Origin of the sequence: Nocardia sp. CY41 (genome assembly GCF_009829325.1) — a bacterium.
Taxonomy (GTDB): domain Bacteria; phylum Actinomycetota; class Actinomycetes; order Mycobacteriales; family Mycobacteriaceae; genus Nocardia.
In genome coordinates this window covers 307,346-325,335 of record NZ_VUOS01000005.1, presented here as the reverse complement: position 1 = coordinate 325,335, position 17,990 = coordinate 307,346, and the positions used below count along the sequence as shown (strand labels likewise).

Below are 17,990 nucleotides of genomic sequence, written 5' to 3'. Positions count from 1 at the left end.
GACCTGGGCCGGATTGCGCGGGGCCTATCCGGACCTGGCCGCCCTCGGACTCGGTGACGCGCAGATCGCGGCCCAGGTCTTCGGAGCCCCGGGACAGCAGCAGGTGGTCGGGTCGCCGCTGCTCAACCGGTTGAACGCGGGAGGCGAGACCGTCAACGGTCCCCGGTACACGGCCATCGCCTCCCGCACCGACCAAGTGATCACGCCGCAGGACACCGCCCTGCTCGCCGCCCCCGCCCCCGCCGACCGCAACGTCTGGCTACAGGAGGACTGCCCCGGCAACACGGCCGACCACAGCGGCATGCTCGAAGACCCGCGCGCGGCCGCCGCCGTTCTCTCCGCGCTCGCCGGAGATCGACGAGCGTTGCCCTGCTGAGCGCGCCCCGGCCGGACAGAACGCACGAAGATGGAGAACCTCGGTGAGTTTCGGCATTACTTGTAGCGGGCTCTGCCGCGAATTCGCCGGAGTCGCGGTGATCGACGGCGTGACCTTCCGCGCGCCCGCGGGCCGGGTCACCGCGGTGGTCGGACCGAACGGCGCGGGGAAGACGACGCTGTTGTCGATGCTCGCCGGTCAGTTGCGGCCGCACCGAGGGTGGCTGCGCGTGGAGGACGCGGATCCGAGCGTCGAACCCTGGGTGGTCCGCTCCCGGGTCGGCTGGGTCCCCGACGTATACGAAAGCAGCGAGACCTGGTCGGTCGCGGAGGTCGTGCAGTTCTCCGCGAAGATCGCGGGCCACAGCGGAGACACGGCCGACGAACTCGTCGACCGGGCATTGCATCTCGTGCGTTTGGCCGACTCCGCCGCCACGCCGGTTCTCCGTCTCTCCCGGAGTGCGAAGAAGTGGCTGAGCGTGGCCAGAGCGCTCGCCGCGGGTACGACGGCGCTCGTCCTGGACAACCCGATGGCCGACTTGGACCACGAGGGTCGTCGCTATCTGGCCGGAATGCTGCGAGCGCTCGCGCGCCAAGACATGACGATCGTCGTTTCGGCTTGTCTCGCCGACGATCTCGCCGGATGCGCGGAGAGCATCCTGCACATCGATCACGGACGACTCGTCGCCGGCGACGCATCGGTCCCGGCCCCGGTCGATCCAGGTCGGACGGCCTGCGCGGGACCGGACGCACGCGGCTCGCGGAGGCCGACTACCGCGGCGTCACCCAGGTCGTGATGTCGGCGTGCACTACCTCGAGGCCGTGCTTGTCGTAGATCGAGACCGGCACCACCACCTCGCGTCCTTCGGTGATGGTCGGGAAATCGGGGAGTTCGGCCAGCTTCGCCACGGCCCGCAGGCCGGTCTCGGCCTTGGCCAGATACTGCACGTTCATCGCCTTGGGAATCCACCGGTGCGTCGCGGGGACCGTCGCCTCGCTCAGCATGCCCATCGCGACCTCGGCCAGGTTGCACGCCGCGATGGCGTGGAAGGTGCCCAGATGGTTGTGGATGCCGAACCACTTGGGCGAGGTCACCTCGCACAACCCGGGTTCGAGCCGGACCACGTTCGGCAGCACGGTGCCGAAGTAGGGCACCCGGGCCACCATCCCGAGCGAGAACAGCGCATGCCCCAGCCGGTTGTCCGGCAGCTTCTTCCAGCCGCGGTAGGTCGCGGTCTCTTTCGCCATACGCGTATCTTACTCAGAAGTAAGTTTTCGAACACCCCACCGATTTGAAGTGACTCGCGGGGGTCGTGCATACTGTTCGGGTTGCCCTGCACCGGGTCATGTCCGTTTCCGCGAGAAGCGGGTGGCCGGGCGGGGCGAGCAGTACCCCATCGTGTACCTCGCCGGGTTTCTGGCGTGGGTACGTCCGGGACAGTGTTCCAGGCCTGAGATGCGTTCGCGATCCGAGGCCGAGGAATGAGCGGACGGGCGACACGCCCGACCGCGTGGACCGGAGAACCATGACAGATGAACAGCGGCGAGGATCGGGCACGCCCGGTCAGGGTCTCCACCGTGTGGGACGTCTTCGTGTGTTCGGGCTGTGCAAATGAGGGTGGTCCAGAGGACTGGTGTAGCCGGGCTTCGGACCACGAAGGAAAGCGGAGAAAAGGACACTTAGCATGGCGGGACAAAAGATCCGCATCAGGCTCAAGGCCTATGACCACGAGGCGATCGACGCATCGGCGCGCAAGATCGTGGAGACGGTGACCCGCACCGGGGCACGCGTCGTCGGCCCGGTGCCGTTGCCGACCGAGAAGAACGTGTACTGCGTCATCCGTTCGCCGCACAAGTACAAGGACTCGCGCGAGCACTTCGAGATGCGTACGCACAAGCGCCTTATCGACATCCTCGACCCGACGCCGAAGACGGTGGACGCGCTCATGCGCATCGACCTGCCGGCCAGCGTCGACGTCAACATTCAGTGACGGGGACTCGAGACATGACTGACAACAAGAACAGGCCGGCCGCCGGCATCCTGGGCACCAAGCTCGGCATGACCCAGGTCTTCGACGACAAGAACCGCGTCGTTCCCGTGACCGTCATCAAGGCCGGGCCGAACGTCGTCACCCAGATCCGCACCGAGGAGCGCGACGGCTACAGCGCCGTCCAGGTCGCCTTCGGTGCCATCGACCCGCGCAAGGTGAACAAGCCGGTCGCCGGCCAGTTCGCCAAGGCGGGCGTCACCCCGCGCCGCCACGTCGCCGAGATCCGCGTCGCGGACGCCACCACCTTCGAGGTCGGCCAGGAGATCAACGCCGACGTGTTCGAAGAGGGCAGCTACGTCGACGTCACCGGCACCAGCAAGGGCAAGGGCTTCGCGGGCACCATGAAGCGCCACGGCTTCCGTGGCCAGGGCGCCTCGCACGGTGCGCAGGCCGTGCACCGCCGTCCGGGTTCGATCGGTGGCTGCGCCACCCCCGGCCGCGTGTTCAAGGGCATGCGCATGTCGGGCCGGATGGGTAACGACCGGGTCACCACGCAGAACCTGTCGGTGCACAAGGTCGACACCGAGAACGGCCTGCTGCTGATCAAGGGAGCGATCCCGGGTCGCAAGGGCGGCGTCGTGATCGTCAAGAGCGCCGTGAAGGGTGGTGCGCACGCATGACCAGCCTCGAGAAGAAGGCCAACCTGACGCTGCCGGTCAAGGAGATCGGCGGCAAGACCAACGGCACCGTCGACCTCCCCGCGGAGATCTTCGACGTGACCGCCAACATCGCGCTGATGCACCAGGTCGTCGTGGCCCAGCAGGCCGCAGCGCGCCAGGGCACGCACGCGACCAAGACCCGTGGCCAGGTCTCCGGCGGCGGCAAGAAGCCGTACCGGCAGAAGGGCACCGGTCGTGCCCGCCAGGGTTCGACCCGCGCGCCGCAGTTCACCGGCGGTGGCACCGTGCACGGCCCGCAGCCGCGCGACTACAGCCAGCGCCTGCCCAAGAAGATGAAGGCCGCCGCCCTGCGCGGCGCGCTGTCGGACCGGGCGCGCAACGAGCGCATCCACGTGATCACTGAACTGGTGGCAGGCCAGGCGCCGTCCACCAAGACCGCCAAGACCTTCCTGGCCGAGCTGTCGGACCGCAAGAAGTTCCTGGTCGTGGTGGGCCGCGAGGACGTCGCCGCGTGGAAGAGCGTGGCGAACCTGCAGAACGTGCACCCGATCGCTCCCGACCAGCTCAACACCTACGACGTCCTCAACAGCGACGACGTGGTGTTCAGCGTCGAGGCGCTCAACGCGTTCGTGCACGGCCCCGCCGAGGCTGCACAGGAGGAGAGCAAGTGACCACCATCGCCGACCCCCGCGACATTCTGCTGGCGCCGGTCATCTCCGAGAAGTCCTACGGACTGATCGAGGAAGGCACCTACACCTTCCTGGTGCACCCGGACTCGAACAAGACGCAGATCAAGATCGCCGTGGAGAAGGTCTTCGGTGTGAAGGTGACCAGCGTCAACACCGCCAACCGTCAGGGCAAGCGCAAGCGGACCCGCTTCGGTTACGGCAAGCGCAAAGACACCAAGCGCGCGCTCGTGACCATCTCGGCCGACAGCAAGCCCATCGAGATCTTCGGAGGCCCGGTCGCGTAAGCGCCTGGGAATCCAGAAAGCAGAGAAGAACTCATGGCAATCCGTAAGTACAAGCCGACTACGCCGGGCCGCCGCGGCTCCAGCGTCTCGGACTTCGCCGAGATCACCCGGTCGACCCCGGAGAAGTCGCTGCTGCGCCCGCTGACCAAGTCCGGCGGCCGCAACGCCCACGGCCGGATCACCACCCGGCACCGCGGTGGCGGGCACAAGCGCGCCTACCGTCTGATCGACTTCCGTCGACTGGACAAGGACGGCATCCCGGCCAAGGTCGCGCACATCGAATACGACCCGAACCGCACCGCGAACATCGCGCTGCTGCACTTCGTGGACGGCGAGAAGCGCTACATCATCGCCCCCAAGGGCGTGACGCAGGGCACCCGCATCGAGTCCGGCCCGACCGCCGACATCAAGCCGGGCAACAACCTGCCGCTGCGCAACATCCCGACCGGTACCACCATCCACGCGGTGGAGCTGCGTCCGGGCGGCGGCGCCAAGCTGGCCCGTTCGGCCGGCATGAGCATCCAGCTGCTGGGCAAGGAAGGCCCCTACGCCACGCTGCGTATGCCCTCCGGTGAGATCCGTCGCGTCGACGTGCGCTGCCGCGCCACCGTCGGCGAGGTCGGCAACGCCGAGCAGTCGAACATCAACTGGGGCAAGGCCGGCCGCATGCGCTGGAAGGGCCGCCGCCCCACGGTCCGTGGTGTCGTCATGAACCCGGTCGACCACCCGCATGGTGGTGGTGAGGGCAAGACCTCCGGTGGTCGCCACCCGGTCTCGCCGTGGGGTCAGCCGGAAGGCCGCACCCGCAAGCCCAACCGTCCGAGCGACAAGCTCATCGTCCGCCGTCGCAAGACCGGCAAGAAGCGCTGAAGGAGGAGGTAAGAAATGCCACGCAGCCTCAAGAAAGGCCCGTTCGTCGACGACCACCTCCTCGCGAAGGTGGACGTGCAGAACGAGAAGGGCACCAAGCAGGTCATCAAGACCTGGTCGCGTCGTTCGACCATCATCCCCGATTTCATCGGGCACACGTTCGCGGTGCACGACGGCCGCAAGCACGTGCCGGTGTTCGTCTCGGACAACATGGTCGGGCACAAGCTCGGTGAGTTCGCGCCGACCAGGACGTTCAAGAGCCACGTCAAGGAAGACCGGAAGAGCAAGCGGCGATGACGACGACCGAGACTCAGAACCCGACTGCGCGCGCGACCGCCAAGCACGTTCGCGTCACCCCGATGAAGGCACGCCGTGTCGTGGACCTGGTCCGCGGCAAGCGCGTCGAGGACGCCCTCGCCCTGCTGAAGTTCGCGCCCCAGGCCGCGAGCGAGCCGGTCGCCAAGGTCGTCGCCAGCGCCGCGGCCAACGCCGAGAACAACCTCGGCCTGAACCCGGCCACGCTGGTCATCTCGACGGCTTACGTCGACGAGGGCACCACCCTGAAGCGGTTCCAGCCGCGTGCCCAGGGCCGTGCGTTCCGCATCCGCAAGCGCACCAGCCACATCACCATCGAGGTCGAGAGCATCCCCACCGCCGGTGGAGCCACTCGTAACCGCCGGAAGGGAGGGGCAAAGTAAATGGGACAGAAGATCAATCCCCACGGCTTCCGCCTCGGTATCACCACCGACTGGAAGTCGCGCTGGTACGCGGACAAGCAGTACGCGGACTACGTGAAGGAAGACGTCGCGATCCGCAAGCTCCTGGCCACCGGCATGGAGCGGGCGGGCATCTCCAAGGTCGAGATCGAGCGCACCCGTGATCGCGTGCGGGTGGACATCCACACCGCGCGTCCCGGCATCGTGATCGGCCGCCGCGGCGCCGAGGCCGACCGCATCCGCGCCGAGCTGGAGAAGCTCACCGGCAAGCAGGTGCAGCTGAACATCCTCGAGGTGAAGAACCCCGAGTCGGATGCGCAGCTGGTGGCGCAGGCCGTCGCGGAGCAGCTGTCCAACCGTGTGGCGTTCCGTCGCGCGATGCGCAAGGCCATCCAGTCGGCCATGCGTTCGCCGAACGTCAAGGGCATCCGTGTGCAGTGCTCGGGCCGCCTCGGCGGCGCCGAAATGTCGCGCTCGGAGTTCTACCGCGAGGGTCGGGTGCCGCTGCACACGCTGCGCGCCGACATCGACTACGGCCTCTACGAGGCCAAGACCACCTTCGGTCGCATCGGCGTGAAGGTCTGGATCTACAAGGGCGACATCGTCGGTGGCAAGCGTGAGCTCGCCGCCGCTGCCGCCGCGCCCGAGCGTCCGCGCCGGGAGCGGCCGAGCCGCCCGCGTCGGTCCGGTTCCACCGGCACCACGGCGACCAGCACGGAGGCCGGACGCGCCGCCACCGCGGTGGCCGACGCTCCGGCAGAGACACAGGAGGGCTGACGCATGCTGATGCCTCGCAAGGTGAAGCACCGCAAGCAGCATCACCCGGGCCGTTCCGGAACGGCCAAGGGCGGCACCTCGGTGGCGTTCGGCGATTTCGGCATCCAGGCGCTGGAGCCGGCGTACGTCACCAACCGGCAGATCGAGTCGGCGCGTATCGCGATGACTCGCCACATCCGCCGTGGCGGCAAGATCTGGATCAACATCTACCCGGATCGCCCGCTGACCAAGAAGCCCGCCGAGACCCGCATGGGTTCGGGTAAGGGTTCGCCGGAGTGGTGGGTCGCGAACGTCAAGCCCGGTCGGGTGATGTTCGAGATGAGCTACCCCAACGAGGAGATCGCTCGTGAGGCCCTGCGCCGCGCGATGCACAAGCTCCCGATGAAGTGCAGGATCGTGACCAGGGAGGAGCAGTTCTGATGGCTACCGGAACACCGGCCGCAGAGCTCCGCGAGCTCACCGAAGAGGAGTTGGTGGCCAAGCTGCGCGACTCCAAGGAAGAGCTGTTCAACCTGCGCTTCCAGATGGCGACGGGTCAGCTGGACAACAACCGTCGTCTGCGCGTCGTCCGTCACGAGATCGCGCGCATCTACACGGTCATGCGTGAGCGCGAGCTCGGTCTGGCCACCGGACCCGCTGGCAAGGGAGATGCCGCATGAGCGACAAAGTAGAAGGGCAGCGCGGCACCCGTAAGGTGCGTGTCGGTTACGTTGTCTCGGACAAGATGAACAAGACGATCGTCGTGGAGCTGGAAGACCGTAACCGGCACCCGCTCTACGGCAAGATCATTCGCACCACCTCGAAGGTGAAGGCGCACGACGAGAACGAGATCGCCGGCATCGGCGACCGCGTTCAGCTGATGGAGACCCGTCCGCTGTCGGCCACCAAGCGCTGGCGTCTGGTCGAGGTCCTGGAGAAGGCCAAGTAAGCCTGCTCCACGGCGTGCAACCCGAAGGCCCGCTTCCCATCCGGGAAGCGGGCCTTCGCCGTATCCGGGCGCGCCTGAATCCCCGCGCTGTACACCCTGGATCGGTACTGTCTGGTCGTGCGGGTGGCGATCGAGTCCCGGCCTGACCGGTGATCGACGGCGCCGACGGCCGATGCGGAAGGTATGAGCGGTGGGGAATGTGACTCGACCTGATCAGCCCGATGACCGGGCGCTGTTGCGCGAACATCTGCTGAAGACGCGGATCGCGGGGGATGTCGCGACGCCTCGGGAGGGGAATCTCGCGAACTACCGCAAGATGGTGCAGAAGGACCCGGGGTACCAGTTCGGCCTGACGCTGAAGGATTGGACGTTCGCCGAGACGCTGGAGATGATGGCTCGGCTCTGTGGGGTCAGCCCCGATCCTCGTCACGTGCGGGGTGCAGACACCATCGACGTCGACCTGACGCTCGACGCGCTCGACGCGATGGGGTCGCGGATCGGGGTCGCGGCCCGTCGCCGGGAGACCGTGATCCTGGCGACCGGGCATCCAGACACGCTGATGGGCGTCTATCGCGCCGTCGAGGACGCGTTGCGGGCGGCAGGGTGCGTGGTGCTCGCGCCGGCCGCCGGGTGGTCTTATCTGGTCACCACACCGTTCGGCCCGCAGATTCGCGAAATCGTCTACACCTCGGGCGTCGCCGCGCTCGGCACCGACGGGACGCTGCGGCACACCCATGATCCACACCCGATGCGGGCGGTGCTGCGCGAACTGCGCGGCACCGCGACCGGCCATCGGCCCGACTTGGTCGTCGCCGATCACGGCTGGGCCGGAGCGGCGGGGGAGGCGGGAATCGAGACCGTCGGATTCGCCGACAGCAACGATCCGGCGCTGTTCGCCGGGCAGGCCGAGGGGAAGATCGCGGTTACGGTGCCCCTCGACGATGGAATCCACCCCGACCACTACCGGCCGCTGATCGCCTATCTGCTGAACCGGGCGGGGCTCACCAGGTGAGCCGTGTGTCGCGCACGATCGTTTCCAGATCGGAACGATCAAGGCGCCAGGCCAATTCGGTCGACGCCTTGGTGGGATCGCTGATCAGTACGGCCGGTTCGGGCGCGGCAGGCCGATGGGTCATCCGGATCCGGCGGCCGGTCTGCCGCTCGACCGCGGCGACGACGTCGAGGATGCTGCTGCCCTGACCGCTGCCGACGAGGTAGCGCGTGAACTCGCCTTCCGGCGGCATGTGCTCGATGCACGCCACGAACGCCGCTGCGGCGTCATCGATGTGCAGATAGTCGCGCACCGCGCTGCCGTCGCCGTTGACTTCCAATGCCGAGCCGTTCCGCGCGGCGGCGAACGCACGGGGGATCAAACGCGTCGGATCGGGGTCCGCGCCACCGGCCACGTTCATCAAGCGCAGTACGGTGGCGGACAAGCGGCCGGTGCCCGCCTGCGAGCGGATGGCCCACTCCGCCGCCAGCTTGCTCGCGGCGTACGGGTGCGGGGGCGCGTCGGGTAGGGATTCCGTCATCGGCTGGCGCTCCGGAGTTCCGTATATCGATCCGGTCGAGGCGAAGACCATCCGTGAGACTCCGGCGGCGGCCATGGCGTCCAGCAAGGCGACGGTCCCGCCGGTGTTGACGCGGAAATACCGCAGCGGATCGGCTGTCGACTCGCGCGCCCGCGTCAGCCCGCCGAGATGGCACACCGCGTCCACGCCGTTCAGCGCCTCCCGCAACCCGGCTTCGTCCAGCAGGTCGGCGACGCGAGTCGTCAGCCGCTGGGCCGGAACGACCGCGCGAACCATCGCGATCGGTTCATGCCCCGCCCTGCTCAGCAGACCGACAACCGCCCGGCCTACATAGCCGTTCGCTCCGGTGACGAGAACGCGCACCACACGATCTTGTCATCGAGCAGAAGTCGCTGAGGCTGGAGGCGGATTTCTTCTGTTGATGCCGGAGGGCGGTCGGGGCTCGCGGCAGGGCGGGACCGGGTGAGCGCTGGGCCGCACATCCTCGTGCGTTGATGAATCGCCCGGGAGGTTCGGCGCACGGTGACCAGAGGTCGGCACCGGCCCGCCCGGGCGGATACCCGCTACGCCGCAGGCAATGGGCACTGGGCGGCCGAGCCGCATTGCAGCAGACGCAGCAGCGAACTCAGGTCGATGAGCGAGCTGCCGGTCGATACTCCGCCGGGCGCGGGTTCGCCGGGCGCGACCACTGGTGCGGGAGCCGGCGGTACGGCGACAGCATGACCTGCGCTGAGGACTGCTCCGAAAGCCAGCGCGGTGATGCCTGCGCCGAGCAGCTTGGTGAACGACATTGATGAATCCTTTGCTGATTCGCGGTGCGAGACCGGCTCGGCGTGCGGTATCTGCGCGCGTCGCGGGTTCTCGCGCCCCGGGAGGTGTTTATTCGCCTTGCAACAATTAGCAGAATGGATCCAGCCGCGCTGCCGAGTTCATGGCGTGCGCAATGTGTTGCCGGGCCTCTGGGCGCCACGCGAATATCAGTCGATTGAGAGCATTCGCGGTGCCTCTACCAGCGCAAACCTTGCTTTTGCGAGATGAGGTTTTTCCGGTGGGGAAGGTGTGGCGGGTCCGTAGTAATGCAGCTTCGTGCACCGCTCGGTGCAGGAACTTGCATTGTGCCGCAGCCGAATTCGAACGCGATCGAGCGTCGTCCGGGCCGGTGATCGAACCGCGGGCTACAACCGCGCCGGGGTGATGGTGCAGGTTCCTGCAGCCGACCCTGCAACCGCTTCCCTTCCCAGTCGAAGTTTCGGGTGGGGATGCTGATGGAAGTCTGTCCGAAGGAGTCGATGTGCGAAACCTTGTCCTCGTCGCCTCGCTCACGAGCGCACTGTTGTCTCCGGCCGCCGTCGCTGCCGCCGGTCCAGCAGGCGCTGCACCGGGCGCGGTCGTGTCCGACGCAACGCCCGTGGCCTCCATTCAGGAGGAGGTGTTCTGCGCGATCGTGCGGTTCTTGAAAGGAGGCTGGGCTGGTCGTCAGACCGACTGCTCGTTCTGACGCCCTACGGCCACGCGCGGCACCGCTCAGGCGCCTTGCCATCTTCCGTCGCCGCACCCTGCCACACCGTGACCAGAGCGAGCTTGCGCCTACGGTTTGCGAGGTGACGCAGGATCGGCCTGCCGTCAGCCGAAACGCATCATCATCGTGATACTGGTCGTTCCTGCCCAATTGATCAGTTCCGAGCCGGCGATGTCGTGGAAGCCCAGTCGCTGGTACAGGCGGCGGGCGGGGTTGTCGGTGCGGACATTCAGGCACACACCGGGGTATCGGTGTTCGGCTGCCAGTCGAGAAGGTGCGTCAGCGTTCTCGACATAGCGGCGAGGTCGGGGATCGCGCGCAGATCGGCCGGGCAGGTGTGTCCCTGTTCGGCGGCTCGGCACGTTTCGAACAGCATCGACCAGAGGAAATCGTCGTCGTCGGGGCCGGCCGGGCGGAAGACGGTCTGACGCATCGGCCCGGCGGTAGCCGCCGCGCACCAGCTGCGCAAGAAGATACGTTGTATCGTATATTTATGCAGGTAGGTCGGGGCCTGCCCGGCCTGCGGTTCGGATGGCCGAATCTCGCAGCGGCATCGGCATTTCGGATCGTGGCGACGACCGGGCGCATCGGACCCGGGTAGTGATAAGGATCGATCATGACTACGGAAACCACTGTGCGCCGCTGGCTGATCACCGGCGCGAACAGCGGCTTCGGCGCGGCGTTCACCCGTGCCGTGCTCGCCGCGGGTGACGAAGTCGTCGCGGCGGTGCGCCGCCCTGAGACCATGGCGGACGTCGTTGCCGCACATCCGGATCGGGTGCAGGTGGTAACACTCGACATGCGGGATCCCGCGGCGGCCGAACGCGCGGTGAAAGAGGCCGGACGCGTCGACGTGCTGGTCAACAACGCCGGTTATGGCGTCGTCGGCGCGATCGAAGAGACCAGCCCGGCCGACGTGCGTGATGCGATGGAGGTCATGTTCCACGCCCCGCTTCGGTTGACGCAGTTGGTGCTGCCGCAGATGCGGGAACGCCGTGCCGGCGCGATCGTGCAGGTGACGAGCATGGGCGGATTCATGTCTTTCGCGGGCGTCGGCGTCTACAGTGCCGCCAAGGGGGCGCTCGAGCTGGCCAGCGAAGCCCTCGCCCAGGAGGTGGATCCGCTGGGCATCCAAGTCCTCATCGTCGAGCCCGGCGCGTTCCGCACCGGCTTCGCCGCGCCCGCCGCGTTGGCCATCAGTTCGGCGATCCCCGACTACGCCGCCACCGCCGGCGCGGTCCGCGAGGGCCTGCCCGACTCCGATCAGCAACAGGAAGGCGATCCCGACAAAGCCGCCGCTGCGGTCCTGGCCACCGTCGGCCGCCCCGGCGCACCGCTGCGCCTGGCGCTTGGCCCCGATGCCATACAGGGCATCAGGGGCAAGCTCGCCCAGGTCGCCGCCGATCTCGACGCCACGGCCGAGCTGGGATCGAACACCGGCTTCGACTCCTGAGATCGGCACACGGCAGCCTACCTGTCCCGTACCGGTGGGCCGCCTCACTGTTCGGCCGCAGTGGCCTGCTGGGCAGCGTCAGCCCGTCTATCTGCCACGTTGAACGCACCGCTACTACCGGGCGCAAGCCGCCGTCACCGGACGCGTCCTCTGACTGTGACGACGCGCAGGCCAGGGCCGGACTGTCCGTGTTCCGCGTGGCGGGGCAGTGTTGTCGGCGGGACCGTCTTCTGGCTGTGATGACGCGCAGGCCAGGGCCGAGGCGAACCGTGTATCGCCTGGCGCAGCAGTGTAGAACTCGTGCGCTGAATCCATGAATGGACTCTTCCGTGGTTGGCTGGGGTGATGGAGGTCGGGCGAGCGCGGATGGCCGCGGGGGCGCTGTTCGTGCGCGGCGACCACGTGTTGCTCGTGCACAAGACGTACGGCAATGGGTGGGATCTGCCGGGCGGGTACGTGGAGCCGGGGGAGGCGCCCGCTGCCGCTTGCCGGCGCGAGGTCCGGGAGGAGCTCGGGATCGACCGGTCCGTCCGGCGGCTGCTCGTGCACGACTGGGCGCCCAGATCCGGTGAAGGTGACAAGGTCCTGTACGTCTTCGATTGCGGTGAACTCGGCGCCGATGAGCGCGCCATCCGATTGCAGAAGTCGGAACTCGATGCGTGGCGATGGGTTTCGATCGCCGACCTCGACGACTACGTGTTACCTCGGCTGACTCGGCGGGTGCGGCAAGCGCACCTGGCGTACCTCGACGGCTTCCCCAGGTACCTCGAACACGGGCGTCCGGTCGAGCTGGACGACTAGATCCGACGGCCGTGCGGGTCGGTGGCGTGTCACGTCTTGCGCTATACGTATACATCTACTTATAGTGAGACGGCGGCCCGAACGACCTGAGAACATCGAATGCGCACCAAGAGAAGCGGATTCGGAGGGGCCGAGCTGGCATAGACGCATGCCTACATGCGCACTGATCTATGAAACGGGGAAATCATGACCACCGATCCGACCGAGCTGGACGGTGCCGGCACCGTCGAGGAACGGGCTTGCGGCGTCACCATCGTGAAGGAGTCGGCCGAGCCGGTCGACGCGGACGACCTGCGCCAGATCGTGTTGCGCGTGGGTCCGGGCGGCGGACGTCAGCAGCGGTTCGTCGGCAGGCTGCTCGGTGAATCCCGCGAATACACCAAGGTCGGGATGACCGTGGTGCGGGTCTACGTGAGCCGCAAAGGCAAGTTCGTGGTGCATCGCCGGGAATCGGACTGGCGAGAAATGTCCGTCGCCATCGACTGGACCGAATGGAAGAATTGGCGCGAGCTGCTGCGGCCCGGCAGCGGCGAGCGCGAATGGGGCGATTACACGGTGGAGATCGTGGACTCGCCCGCTGGATTGCGAGGCCGAATCCCCGAGCACATCTACCGAACCGTTGTCGATGTGGCCGAGAACCCGACCTCGCAAGACCTGCAGATCTGATACCGCCGCTTTCGCCGAATCCGGAAAGGATTTCTTCGCAGATGTTCGCACGACTGGGGGCCGTAGTCGTCCACAATCCGTGGAAGGTGATCGGCCTGTGGGTGCTGCTCGCCATCGCGGTGGTGGCCTCGGCGCCGGAACTGAAATCGACGACAGATCAATCAGCTTTCCTCCCCTCCCATTACGAGTCCATTCAGGCATTGGAGTTGCAGCAGAAAGCGTTCCCGGACAGCTCCGCTCCCGCGGCGATCATCGTGTTCGCCCGGCAGGACGGCACGCCGTTGACCGACACGGACGCGGCTTCGGTCGTGTCGATCGGCAGCAGCCTGCGTGACGCGCAGATCAAGGACGTCATCGGGATGCAACCGACGCCACCGTCGGAGAACCGCTTGGTGCAGATCATCGCGGTCCAGATGACGAAGGTGACCAATCCCAACGACACCACGCAGGGCGACGCGGTCAAGGCGCTGCGCAAGGAGTTGAAGGAACGCGTCGCGGGCACCGAGCTGAAGGCGGGCATCACCGGCCAGGCGGCGCAGGTGCTGGATCAGCAGGAATCGGGTGACAAGGGGCTGGCCATCGTCGGCGTCGCCACCGTCGTGCTGATCCTGGTGTTGTTGCTGGTCATCTTCCGCAGTCCGGTGATCGCGTTGCTGCCGATCGTCGTGATCGGCGCGGTCTCCAGCATGGTCGGCGGATTGATCGCCATGGTGGCCAAGGCGTTCGACCTGCAGATCGATGCTTCGATCAATGCCATCCTCGTGGTCGTGCTGTTCGGTGTCGGCACCGACTACATCCTGTTCCTGATGTTCCGCTACCGCGAGCGGCTGCGCGCCGGCGAGGATTCGAAGACCGCCATGGTCAGCGCCGTCACCCGAGTAGGTGAGGCGATCACGTCCGCGGCGGGCGCGGTGATCATCGCGTTCATGGCGCTGGTGCTGTCCACGCTGGGTATGTTCCGCGCGATGGGTCCGGCGCTGGCGATCGCGGTGGCGGTCGCGCTGTTGGCGGGGCTGACGCTCGTTCCCGCCGTCGTGTCGCTGCTGGGCACCAAAGTGTTCTGGCCGTCCAAGGCATGGCGCACGGAACCGAAGGGTGCACGGTTCACCGCGGTCGGCAATGCGCTCGGCCGGCGGCCCGGTGTGTTCGCCGTAGTCTCCGGCGGTGCGCTGATCGTGCTCGGCATCTTCGCGTTCGGCTTCCATCCGACATTCGATCTGAGCTCCGGATCGACTTCGCAGGCCTCGGAATCCGTCGTCTACAGCAAAGAATTGGTCAAGGGCCTGCCCGCCGGGACCACCCAGCCTTCGGACGTTCTGCTGAAGTCCGACGGCGCGTTGACCGCCGAGCAGCTCACCGCTTACCGCACCGCGCTGGCCGGGGTACCCGGTGTGGGACAGGTGGCCGAGCCGAAATTGTCCGCGGACAAGACGATCGCCGACTTCGCGGTGACGCTGGATGCCGCGCCGGAGTCGGATGCCGCGCTGAACACCGTCGAGGGCCCGCTGCGCGATACCGCGCACGCGGCGGCGCCCGCCGGTACGACCGCCGCCGTAGGCGGTCTGACCTCGGTGTTCGTCGACTTCCAGGAGGCGATGGCGCGGGACTACTCGATCGTGTTCCCGGTCGCGGCGATCCTCATCATGATCGTGCTGGGGCTGCTGCTGCGCAGCCTGGTCGCGCCGTGGTACCTCATGGCGTCGGTGTTCCTCGGCTTCGCCGCCACGCTCGGCGCGGCGGTCCTGGTATTCCAGCACTTCCGGGGTGAGACCGGCCTGATCTTCACGCTGCCGGTGATCATGTACCTGTTCGTGGTCGCGCTGGGCACCGACTACAACATCCTCATGGTCGCCCGGCTACGGGAAGAGGCGCGCGAGGGCAACGAGCCGAAACAGGCCGCGGCGCTGGCCGTGCGGCACACCGGCCCCACCATCGCGGCGGCCGGAGTGATCCTGGCGGGCACGTTCGCGTCGATGATGCTGGCCGGCAACAACGTCCTCGCACAGATGGGCTTCGCCATCTCGGTGGGCATCGCGATCGCGGCCTTCGTCATGGCGATGTTCTTCACCCCCGCGCTCACGGCGCTCATCGGACACAAGGCGTGGTGGCCGGGGCATGGGGACGAGAAGCCGGGTGGGACGCGAGCGGAGGCTCACGAGGTCGTCGGGACTTCGGTCGGCGAGAGCTGATACCGGAGACGTTCCACACGGGGACCTACCCATCCGAGCAGTCCGGAACTCCAGCTGTGCACTCGGAATATTTCGAGTGCACAGCTTCTTCGTGTGGAACGGATCCGGGTCGATTCGTCGCCGCGGAACCCACGTGATGCGCGAAGACGACTTGAACCGCAGGTATCTCTCGCCGGTCCGCGACTGCGTGTGCGGCTGATCAGGACGCTTCCGCGTGGCGGCGAGATTATCAAGTGCGACGGCAGATTTGGCCTGCTGGGCTCAGTGGCGGAGCTAGCAGGTTAGGGGGTCGTTCGGGCAGTTTGCGTGTTTGAACGAGTCCCCTGTCTACTTTCCGCCAGATTGGCCGAGCTGCCTGGGATATGAAGCAACGCCCCGCTAGAGTGGGGCTTCACAGCATCGAGGGAGGGCATGATGGCGCTGACCACTTCTCTGGCAGGTAGGGTACGGAATACGAGCCTACCCAAAAGCCATTCGCTCTTGCCGCTACTGGAGGCCGTCGTCAACGGTCTTCAAGCGATCGATGCACGCTTCCGTGAGAATATCGAGCACGGCCGCCTTCGGATTACGATCCAGCGGAGCGGACAAGATGAGTTGGACTTCGACCTGTCTGACACGGGCCGGGTGACGCTGAGGCCGATACTGGGCTTTCTCATCGAGGATAACGGTGTGGGATTTACGCCAGCCAACATGTGCTCATTCGAGACGCTGGACAGTGACTACAAGGCAGACATGGGTTGCCGCGGCGTAGGACGCCTCCTCTGGCTCAAGGCGTTCGACAGGATCTCGATACGGAGCACGTACCTCGACGACAATGGCGACCTGCGTGCACGGCAATTCAAGTTCTCCGTGGACCGCGAAGTCGAGCACGACGAGGCGCCGGACTGCTTCAATGAAACAGGTACAGTCGTCTATCTGGACGGGTTCAAAGACGCCTTCCAGAGGAATGCGCCGAAGACCGGCGAGACCATCGCCCGTGCGGTGTTCGAACACTGCATTTGGTACTTCCTCCGACCAGGCGGCGCACCTGAGGTGACGATTGTCGATGACGAGGAGGTCATCTCCCTCACGAAACTGATGGAGGAGTTCCTCTTTTCCGAGTTGCCGCAGACCACCGTCGAGGTCAAAGGCAAGAAGTTCGACATGATCAATCTTCGCCTCAAGTCCTCAACGCGCAATATCACCCCTCGGCTGTACTGGTGTGCAGCGAGCCGCGTTGTCCTCGAAGAAAACCTCACCGGCAAGATCCCAGGGCTGTACGGACGGTTGAAGGACGACGCAGCAACCGAGTTCACATACGTTTGCTACCTGTCGTCCGATTTTCTGGACGCCCACGTCCGCGCTGACCGCACCGCGTTCGACATCAACGAACGACTGGCGGACCCGACGTTGGAAGACGATATTTCGCTGGAAGATATCCGTTCGGGCGTGCTGCACGAAGTGGAACAACTCCTTGCCGGCTCGCTCGCCGCAGCCCGCGACGCAGGCAAGGCGCGTGTCCACGAGTTCGTCAGCAACCGCGCGCCTCGGTATCGCCCGGTCCTTTCCAGGCTCGAGTTACTCGGCGTGGCCGTGGACCCGTCGATCAAGGATTCAGATCTTGAACTTCTGCTTCATCGCAATTTCCAGAAGCTCGAGGCCGATACCATCGCTCAGGGCCAGACAATCTACGCGGAGGCTGGTTCCACTCCCCTGGAGGACTACCAGGAACGCCTCAACCAATACCTCGACAAGGTCAGGGATATCAATCAATCCGACCTGGCGGCGTACGTCTCCCGTCGTCGAGTGATTCTCGACCTCTTGTCCAAGCTCATCAGGACGAACGAGCAGGGCAGGTATTCTCGAGAGGATGCTATCCACTCGCTGCTGATGCCGATGCGCACCGATTCGAATGAGATCGGGACCGACGCGGCCAATCTGTGGATCATCGACGAGCGGCTGGCTTTCCACGACTACCTTGCCTCCGATAAGACACTCAAGAGCATGCCGATCACCGGCTCCGAGTCGACACGGGAGCCGGATATTCTTTCGACACGGCTTATCGACACGCCTGTGCTTGCAGCGGAGGGTGAGACGTTGCCGTTGGCCTCGATCGTCGTGGTCGAGATCAAGCGGCCGATGCGGAACGACGCGTCGGAGGACAAGGATCCGATCCTTCAGTCGCTCGACTACGTGAAGCGCGTGCGAAGCGGCGGTGTGATGACAGCCGCAGGACGTCCGATCCCGGCGTCACAGGATTCGCCAGCCTTCTGCTACATCTTGGCTGACCTCACAACGACACTGGTGAACAGGTGCGAGTACGCGAACTTGCGGCGGACTCATGACGGCCTCGGCTACTTCGGCTTCAACGAGCCAGCGAAGGCGTACATAGAGGTCATGTCTTTCGACAGGCTGGTCAATTCCGCCGCAGAGCGCAATCGGGCATTCTTCGACAAGTTGGGACTGCCCTCGAGCTGAATCGTCGACGTGTTGCAGCAATGGTGCGCTGGTCCATCGGGAAGCCGACGACCCTGTCCGCGG

At 66.2% G+C, this 17,990-nt stretch carries 21 protein-coding genes and 2 pseudogenes; 19 read left to right on the top strand and 4 right to left on the bottom strand.

All coding sequences use genetic code 11. The annotated features are described in order from the left end of the window. Both GVY64_RS06665 and GVY64_RS06660 read left to right on the top strand, forming a co-directional pair. A pseudogene (locus tag GVY64_RS06665) lies at positions 1-376 on the top strand (triacylglycerol lipase); the annotation flags it as partial. A 43-nt stretch (positions 377-419) separates the two neighbouring features. After that, positions 420-1,172 carry an ATP-binding cassette domain-containing protein gene (locus tag GVY64_RS06660; RefSeq protein WP_159839686.1) on the top strand — a complete coding sequence of 251 codons (753 nt, stop codon included), beginning with the start codon at positions 420-422 and terminating at the stop codon, positions 1,170-1,172. Here the strand turns inward: GVY64_RS06660 and GVY64_RS06655 are convergent. Then, the gene (locus GVY64_RS06655) at positions 1,147-1,623 is read right to left on the bottom strand and encodes a hotdog fold domain-containing protein (protein WP_159839685.1); all 477 of its coding nucleotides are present in this window, start codon (positions 1,621-1,623) and stop codon (positions 1,147-1,149) included. The two genes, GVY64_RS06660 and GVY64_RS06655, sit on opposite strands and share 26 nt — an antisense overlap. 437 nt (positions 1,624-2,060) lie before the next feature. Between GVY64_RS06655 and rpsJ the strand changes: the two genes are divergently transcribed. The 12 genes and pseudogenes from rpsJ (at position 2,061) to GVY64_RS06595 (ending at position 8,322) form a co-directional block, all read left to right on the top strand. Then, a complete protein-coding gene (gene rpsJ / locus GVY64_RS06650; RefSeq protein ID WP_003938093.1) occupies positions 2,061-2,366 on the top strand; it encodes a 30S ribosomal protein S10 in 306 nt (101 codons plus the stop codon). 14 nt (positions 2,367-2,380) lie between these two features. Continuing rightward, complete coding sequence (gene rplC, locus GVY64_RS06645) at positions 2,381-3,046, top strand: 50S ribosomal protein L3 (protein ID WP_159839684.1); 666 nt, start codon at positions 2,381-2,383, stop codon at positions 3,044-3,046. Next, positions 3,043-3,717: a 50S ribosomal protein L4 gene (rplD, locus tag GVY64_RS06640; RefSeq protein ID WP_159839683.1), complete on the top strand. Its 675-nt coding sequence runs from the start codon at positions 3,043-3,045 to the stop codon at positions 3,715-3,717. Before rplC ends, rplD begins: the two co-directional genes overlap by 4 nt. Further along, positions 3,714-4,019 carry a 50S ribosomal protein L23 gene (rplW, locus tag GVY64_RS06635; protein ID WP_014981657.1) on the top strand — a complete coding sequence of 102 codons (306 nt, stop codon included), beginning with the start codon at positions 3,714-3,716 and terminating at the stop codon, positions 4,017-4,019. The genes rplD and rplW overlap by 4 nt, the downstream gene beginning before the upstream one ends. A 33-nt stretch (positions 4,020-4,052) precedes the next feature. Continuing rightward, a complete protein-coding gene (gene rplB / locus GVY64_RS06630) occupies positions 4,053-4,889 on the top strand; it encodes a 50S ribosomal protein L2 (protein ID WP_039795441.1) in 837 nt (278 codons plus the stop codon). 15 nt (positions 4,890-4,904) lie between these two features. After that, the gene (gene rpsS / locus GVY64_RS06625) at positions 4,905-5,186 is read left to right on the top strand and encodes a 30S ribosomal protein S19 (RefSeq protein ID WP_039795442.1); all 282 of its coding nucleotides are present in this window, start codon (positions 4,905-4,907) and stop codon (positions 5,184-5,186) included. Continuing rightward, positions 5,183-5,587, top strand: a complete 405-nt coding sequence (rplV, locus tag GVY64_RS06620; RefSeq protein ID WP_063021257.1) for a 50S ribosomal protein L22 — start codon at positions 5,183-5,185, stop codon at positions 5,585-5,587. The genes rpsS and rplV overlap by 4 nt, the downstream gene beginning before the upstream one ends. Then, on the top strand, positions 5,588-6,382 hold the full coding sequence (gene rpsC, locus GVY64_RS06615) for a 30S ribosomal protein S3 (RefSeq protein ID WP_043687258.1): 795 nt from the start codon (positions 5,588-5,590) through the stop codon (positions 6,380-6,382). A gap of 3 nt (positions 6,383-6,385) precedes the next feature. Continuing rightward, entirely contained in the window at positions 6,386-6,802 is a 417-nt protein-coding gene (rplP, locus tag GVY64_RS06610; protein ID WP_159839682.1) for a 50S ribosomal protein L16, read from the top strand. Further along, on the top strand, positions 6,802-7,041 hold the full coding sequence (gene rpmC / locus GVY64_RS06605) for a 50S ribosomal protein L29 (RefSeq protein WP_040864843.1): 240 nt from the start codon (positions 6,802-6,804) through the stop codon (positions 7,039-7,041). The genes rplP and rpmC overlap by 1 nt, the downstream gene beginning before the upstream one ends. Positions 7,042-7,061: 20 nt before the next feature. Continuing rightward, a pseudogene (gene rpsQ, locus GVY64_RS06600) lies at positions 7,062-7,310 on the top strand (30S ribosomal protein S17); the annotation flags it as partial. Between the two features lie 190 nt (positions 7,311-7,500). Then, positions 7,501-8,322, top strand: coding sequence for a phosphatase (locus GVY64_RS06595; RefSeq protein ID WP_201297920.1), 822 nt, complete (start codon positions 7,501-7,503; stop codon positions 8,320-8,322). On the opposite strand, the gene GVY64_RS06590 is transcribed toward GVY64_RS06595, so the two are convergent. The 3 genes from GVY64_RS06590 to GVY64_RS06580 form a co-directional block, all read right to left on the bottom strand. Continuing rightward, the gene (locus GVY64_RS06590; RefSeq protein ID WP_159839681.1) at positions 8,312-9,205 is read right to left on the bottom strand and encodes an NAD-dependent epimerase/dehydratase family protein; all 894 of its coding nucleotides are present in this window, start codon (positions 9,203-9,205) and stop codon (positions 8,312-8,314) included. The genes GVY64_RS06595 and GVY64_RS06590 overlap by 11 nt on opposite strands. Before the next feature lie 200 nt (positions 9,206-9,405). Then, positions 9,406-9,633, bottom strand: a complete 228-nt coding sequence (locus GVY64_RS06585) for a hypothetical protein (RefSeq protein WP_159839680.1) — start codon at positions 9,631-9,633, stop codon at positions 9,406-9,408. Between the two features lie 957 nt (positions 9,634-10,590). After that, positions 10,591-10,794, bottom strand: a complete 204-nt coding sequence (locus GVY64_RS06580) for a hypothetical protein (RefSeq protein ID WP_159839679.1) — start codon at positions 10,792-10,794, stop codon at positions 10,591-10,593. A gap of 183 nt (positions 10,795-10,977) precedes the next feature. On the opposite strand from GVY64_RS06580, the gene GVY64_RS06575 reads away from it, so the two are divergent. The 5 genes from GVY64_RS06575 (at position 10,978) to GVY64_RS06555 (ending at position 17,927) form a co-directional block, all read left to right on the top strand. Then, positions 10,978-11,814: an SDR family NAD(P)-dependent oxidoreductase gene (locus tag GVY64_RS06575; RefSeq protein WP_159839678.1), complete on the top strand. Its 837-nt coding sequence runs from the start codon at positions 10,978-10,980 to the stop codon at positions 11,812-11,814. A 342-nt stretch (positions 11,815-12,156) separates the two neighbouring features. After that, entirely contained in the window at positions 12,157-12,615 is a 459-nt protein-coding gene (locus GVY64_RS06570; RefSeq protein ID WP_236566664.1) for an NUDIX domain-containing protein, read from the top strand. Positions 12,616-12,801: 186 nt separating this feature from the next. After that, the gene (locus GVY64_RS06565; protein WP_159839677.1) at positions 12,802-13,281 is read left to right on the top strand and encodes an EXLDI protein; all 480 of its coding nucleotides are present in this window, start codon (positions 12,802-12,804) and stop codon (positions 13,279-13,281) included. A gap of 41 nt (positions 13,282-13,322) precedes the next feature. Further along, positions 13,323-15,470 (top strand): MMPL family transporter, encoded by a 2,148-nt coding sequence (locus GVY64_RS06560; protein WP_159839676.1) that lies wholly within the window; start codon positions 13,323-13,325, stop codon positions 15,468-15,470. Positions 15,471-15,881: 411 nt separating this feature from the next. After that, positions 15,882-17,927, top strand: a complete 2,046-nt coding sequence (locus GVY64_RS06555) for an ATP-binding protein (RefSeq protein WP_236566658.1) — start codon at positions 15,882-15,884, stop codon at positions 17,925-17,927. Positions 17,928-17,990: the final 63 nt, after the last annotated feature.

What these genes read in the sequence shown, in the direction of transcription:
- GVY64_RS06655 (WP_159839685.1), bottom strand. Translation starts at nt 1,623, where the DNA reads ATGGCGAAAGAGACCGCGACCTACCGCGGCTGGAAGAAGCTGCCGGAC.
- rpsJ (WP_003938093.1), top strand. Translation starts at nt 2,061, where the DNA reads ATGGCGGGACAAAAGATCCGCATCAGGCTCAAGGCCTATGACCACGAG.
- rplC (WP_159839684.1), top strand. Translation starts at nt 2,381, where the DNA reads ATGACTGACAACAAGAACAGGCCGGCCGCCGGCATCCTGGGCACCAAG.
- rplD (WP_159839683.1), top strand. Translation starts at nt 3,043, where the DNA reads ATGACCAGCCTCGAGAAGAAGGCCAACCTGACGCTGCCGGTCAAGGAG.
- rplB (WP_039795441.1), top strand. Translation starts at nt 4,053, where the DNA reads ATGGCAATCCGTAAGTACAAGCCGACTACGCCGGGCCGCCGCGGCTCC.
- rpsS (WP_039795442.1), top strand. Translation starts at nt 4,905, where the DNA reads ATGCCACGCAGCCTCAAGAAAGGCCCGTTCGTCGACGACCACCTCCTC.
- rplV (WP_063021257.1), top strand. Translation starts at nt 5,183, where the DNA reads ATGACGACGACCGAGACTCAGAACCCGACTGCGCGCGCGACCGCCAAG.
- rpsC (WP_043687258.1), top strand. Translation starts at nt 5,588, where the DNA reads ATGGGACAGAAGATCAATCCCCACGGCTTCCGCCTCGGTATCACCACC.
- rplP (WP_159839682.1), top strand. Translation starts at nt 6,386, where the DNA reads ATGCTGATGCCTCGCAAGGTGAAGCACCGCAAGCAGCATCACCCGGGC.
- rpmC (WP_040864843.1), top strand. Translation starts at nt 6,802, where the DNA reads ATGGCTACCGGAACACCGGCCGCAGAGCTCCGCGAGCTCACCGAAGAG.
- GVY64_RS06585 (WP_159839680.1), bottom strand. Translation starts at nt 9,633, where the DNA reads ATGTCGTTCACCAAGCTGCTCGGCGCAGGCATCACCGCGCTGGCTTTC.
- GVY64_RS06580 (WP_159839679.1), bottom strand. Translation starts at nt 10,794, where the DNA reads ATGCGTCAGACCGTCTTCCGCCCGGCCGGCCCCGACGACGACGATTTC.
- GVY64_RS06575 (WP_159839678.1), top strand. Translation starts at nt 10,978, where the DNA reads ATGACTACGGAAACCACTGTGCGCCGCTGGCTGATCACCGGCGCGAAC.
- GVY64_RS06565 (WP_159839677.1), top strand. Translation starts at nt 12,802, where the DNA reads ATGACCACCGATCCGACCGAGCTGGACGGTGCCGGCACCGTCGAGGAA.
- GVY64_RS06560 (WP_159839676.1), top strand. Translation starts at nt 13,323, where the DNA reads ATGTTCGCACGACTGGGGGCCGTAGTCGTCCACAATCCGTGGAAGGTG.
- GVY64_RS06555 (WP_236566658.1), top strand. Translation starts at nt 15,882, where the DNA reads ATGATGGCGCTGACCACTTCTCTGGCAGGTAGGGTACGGAATACGAGC.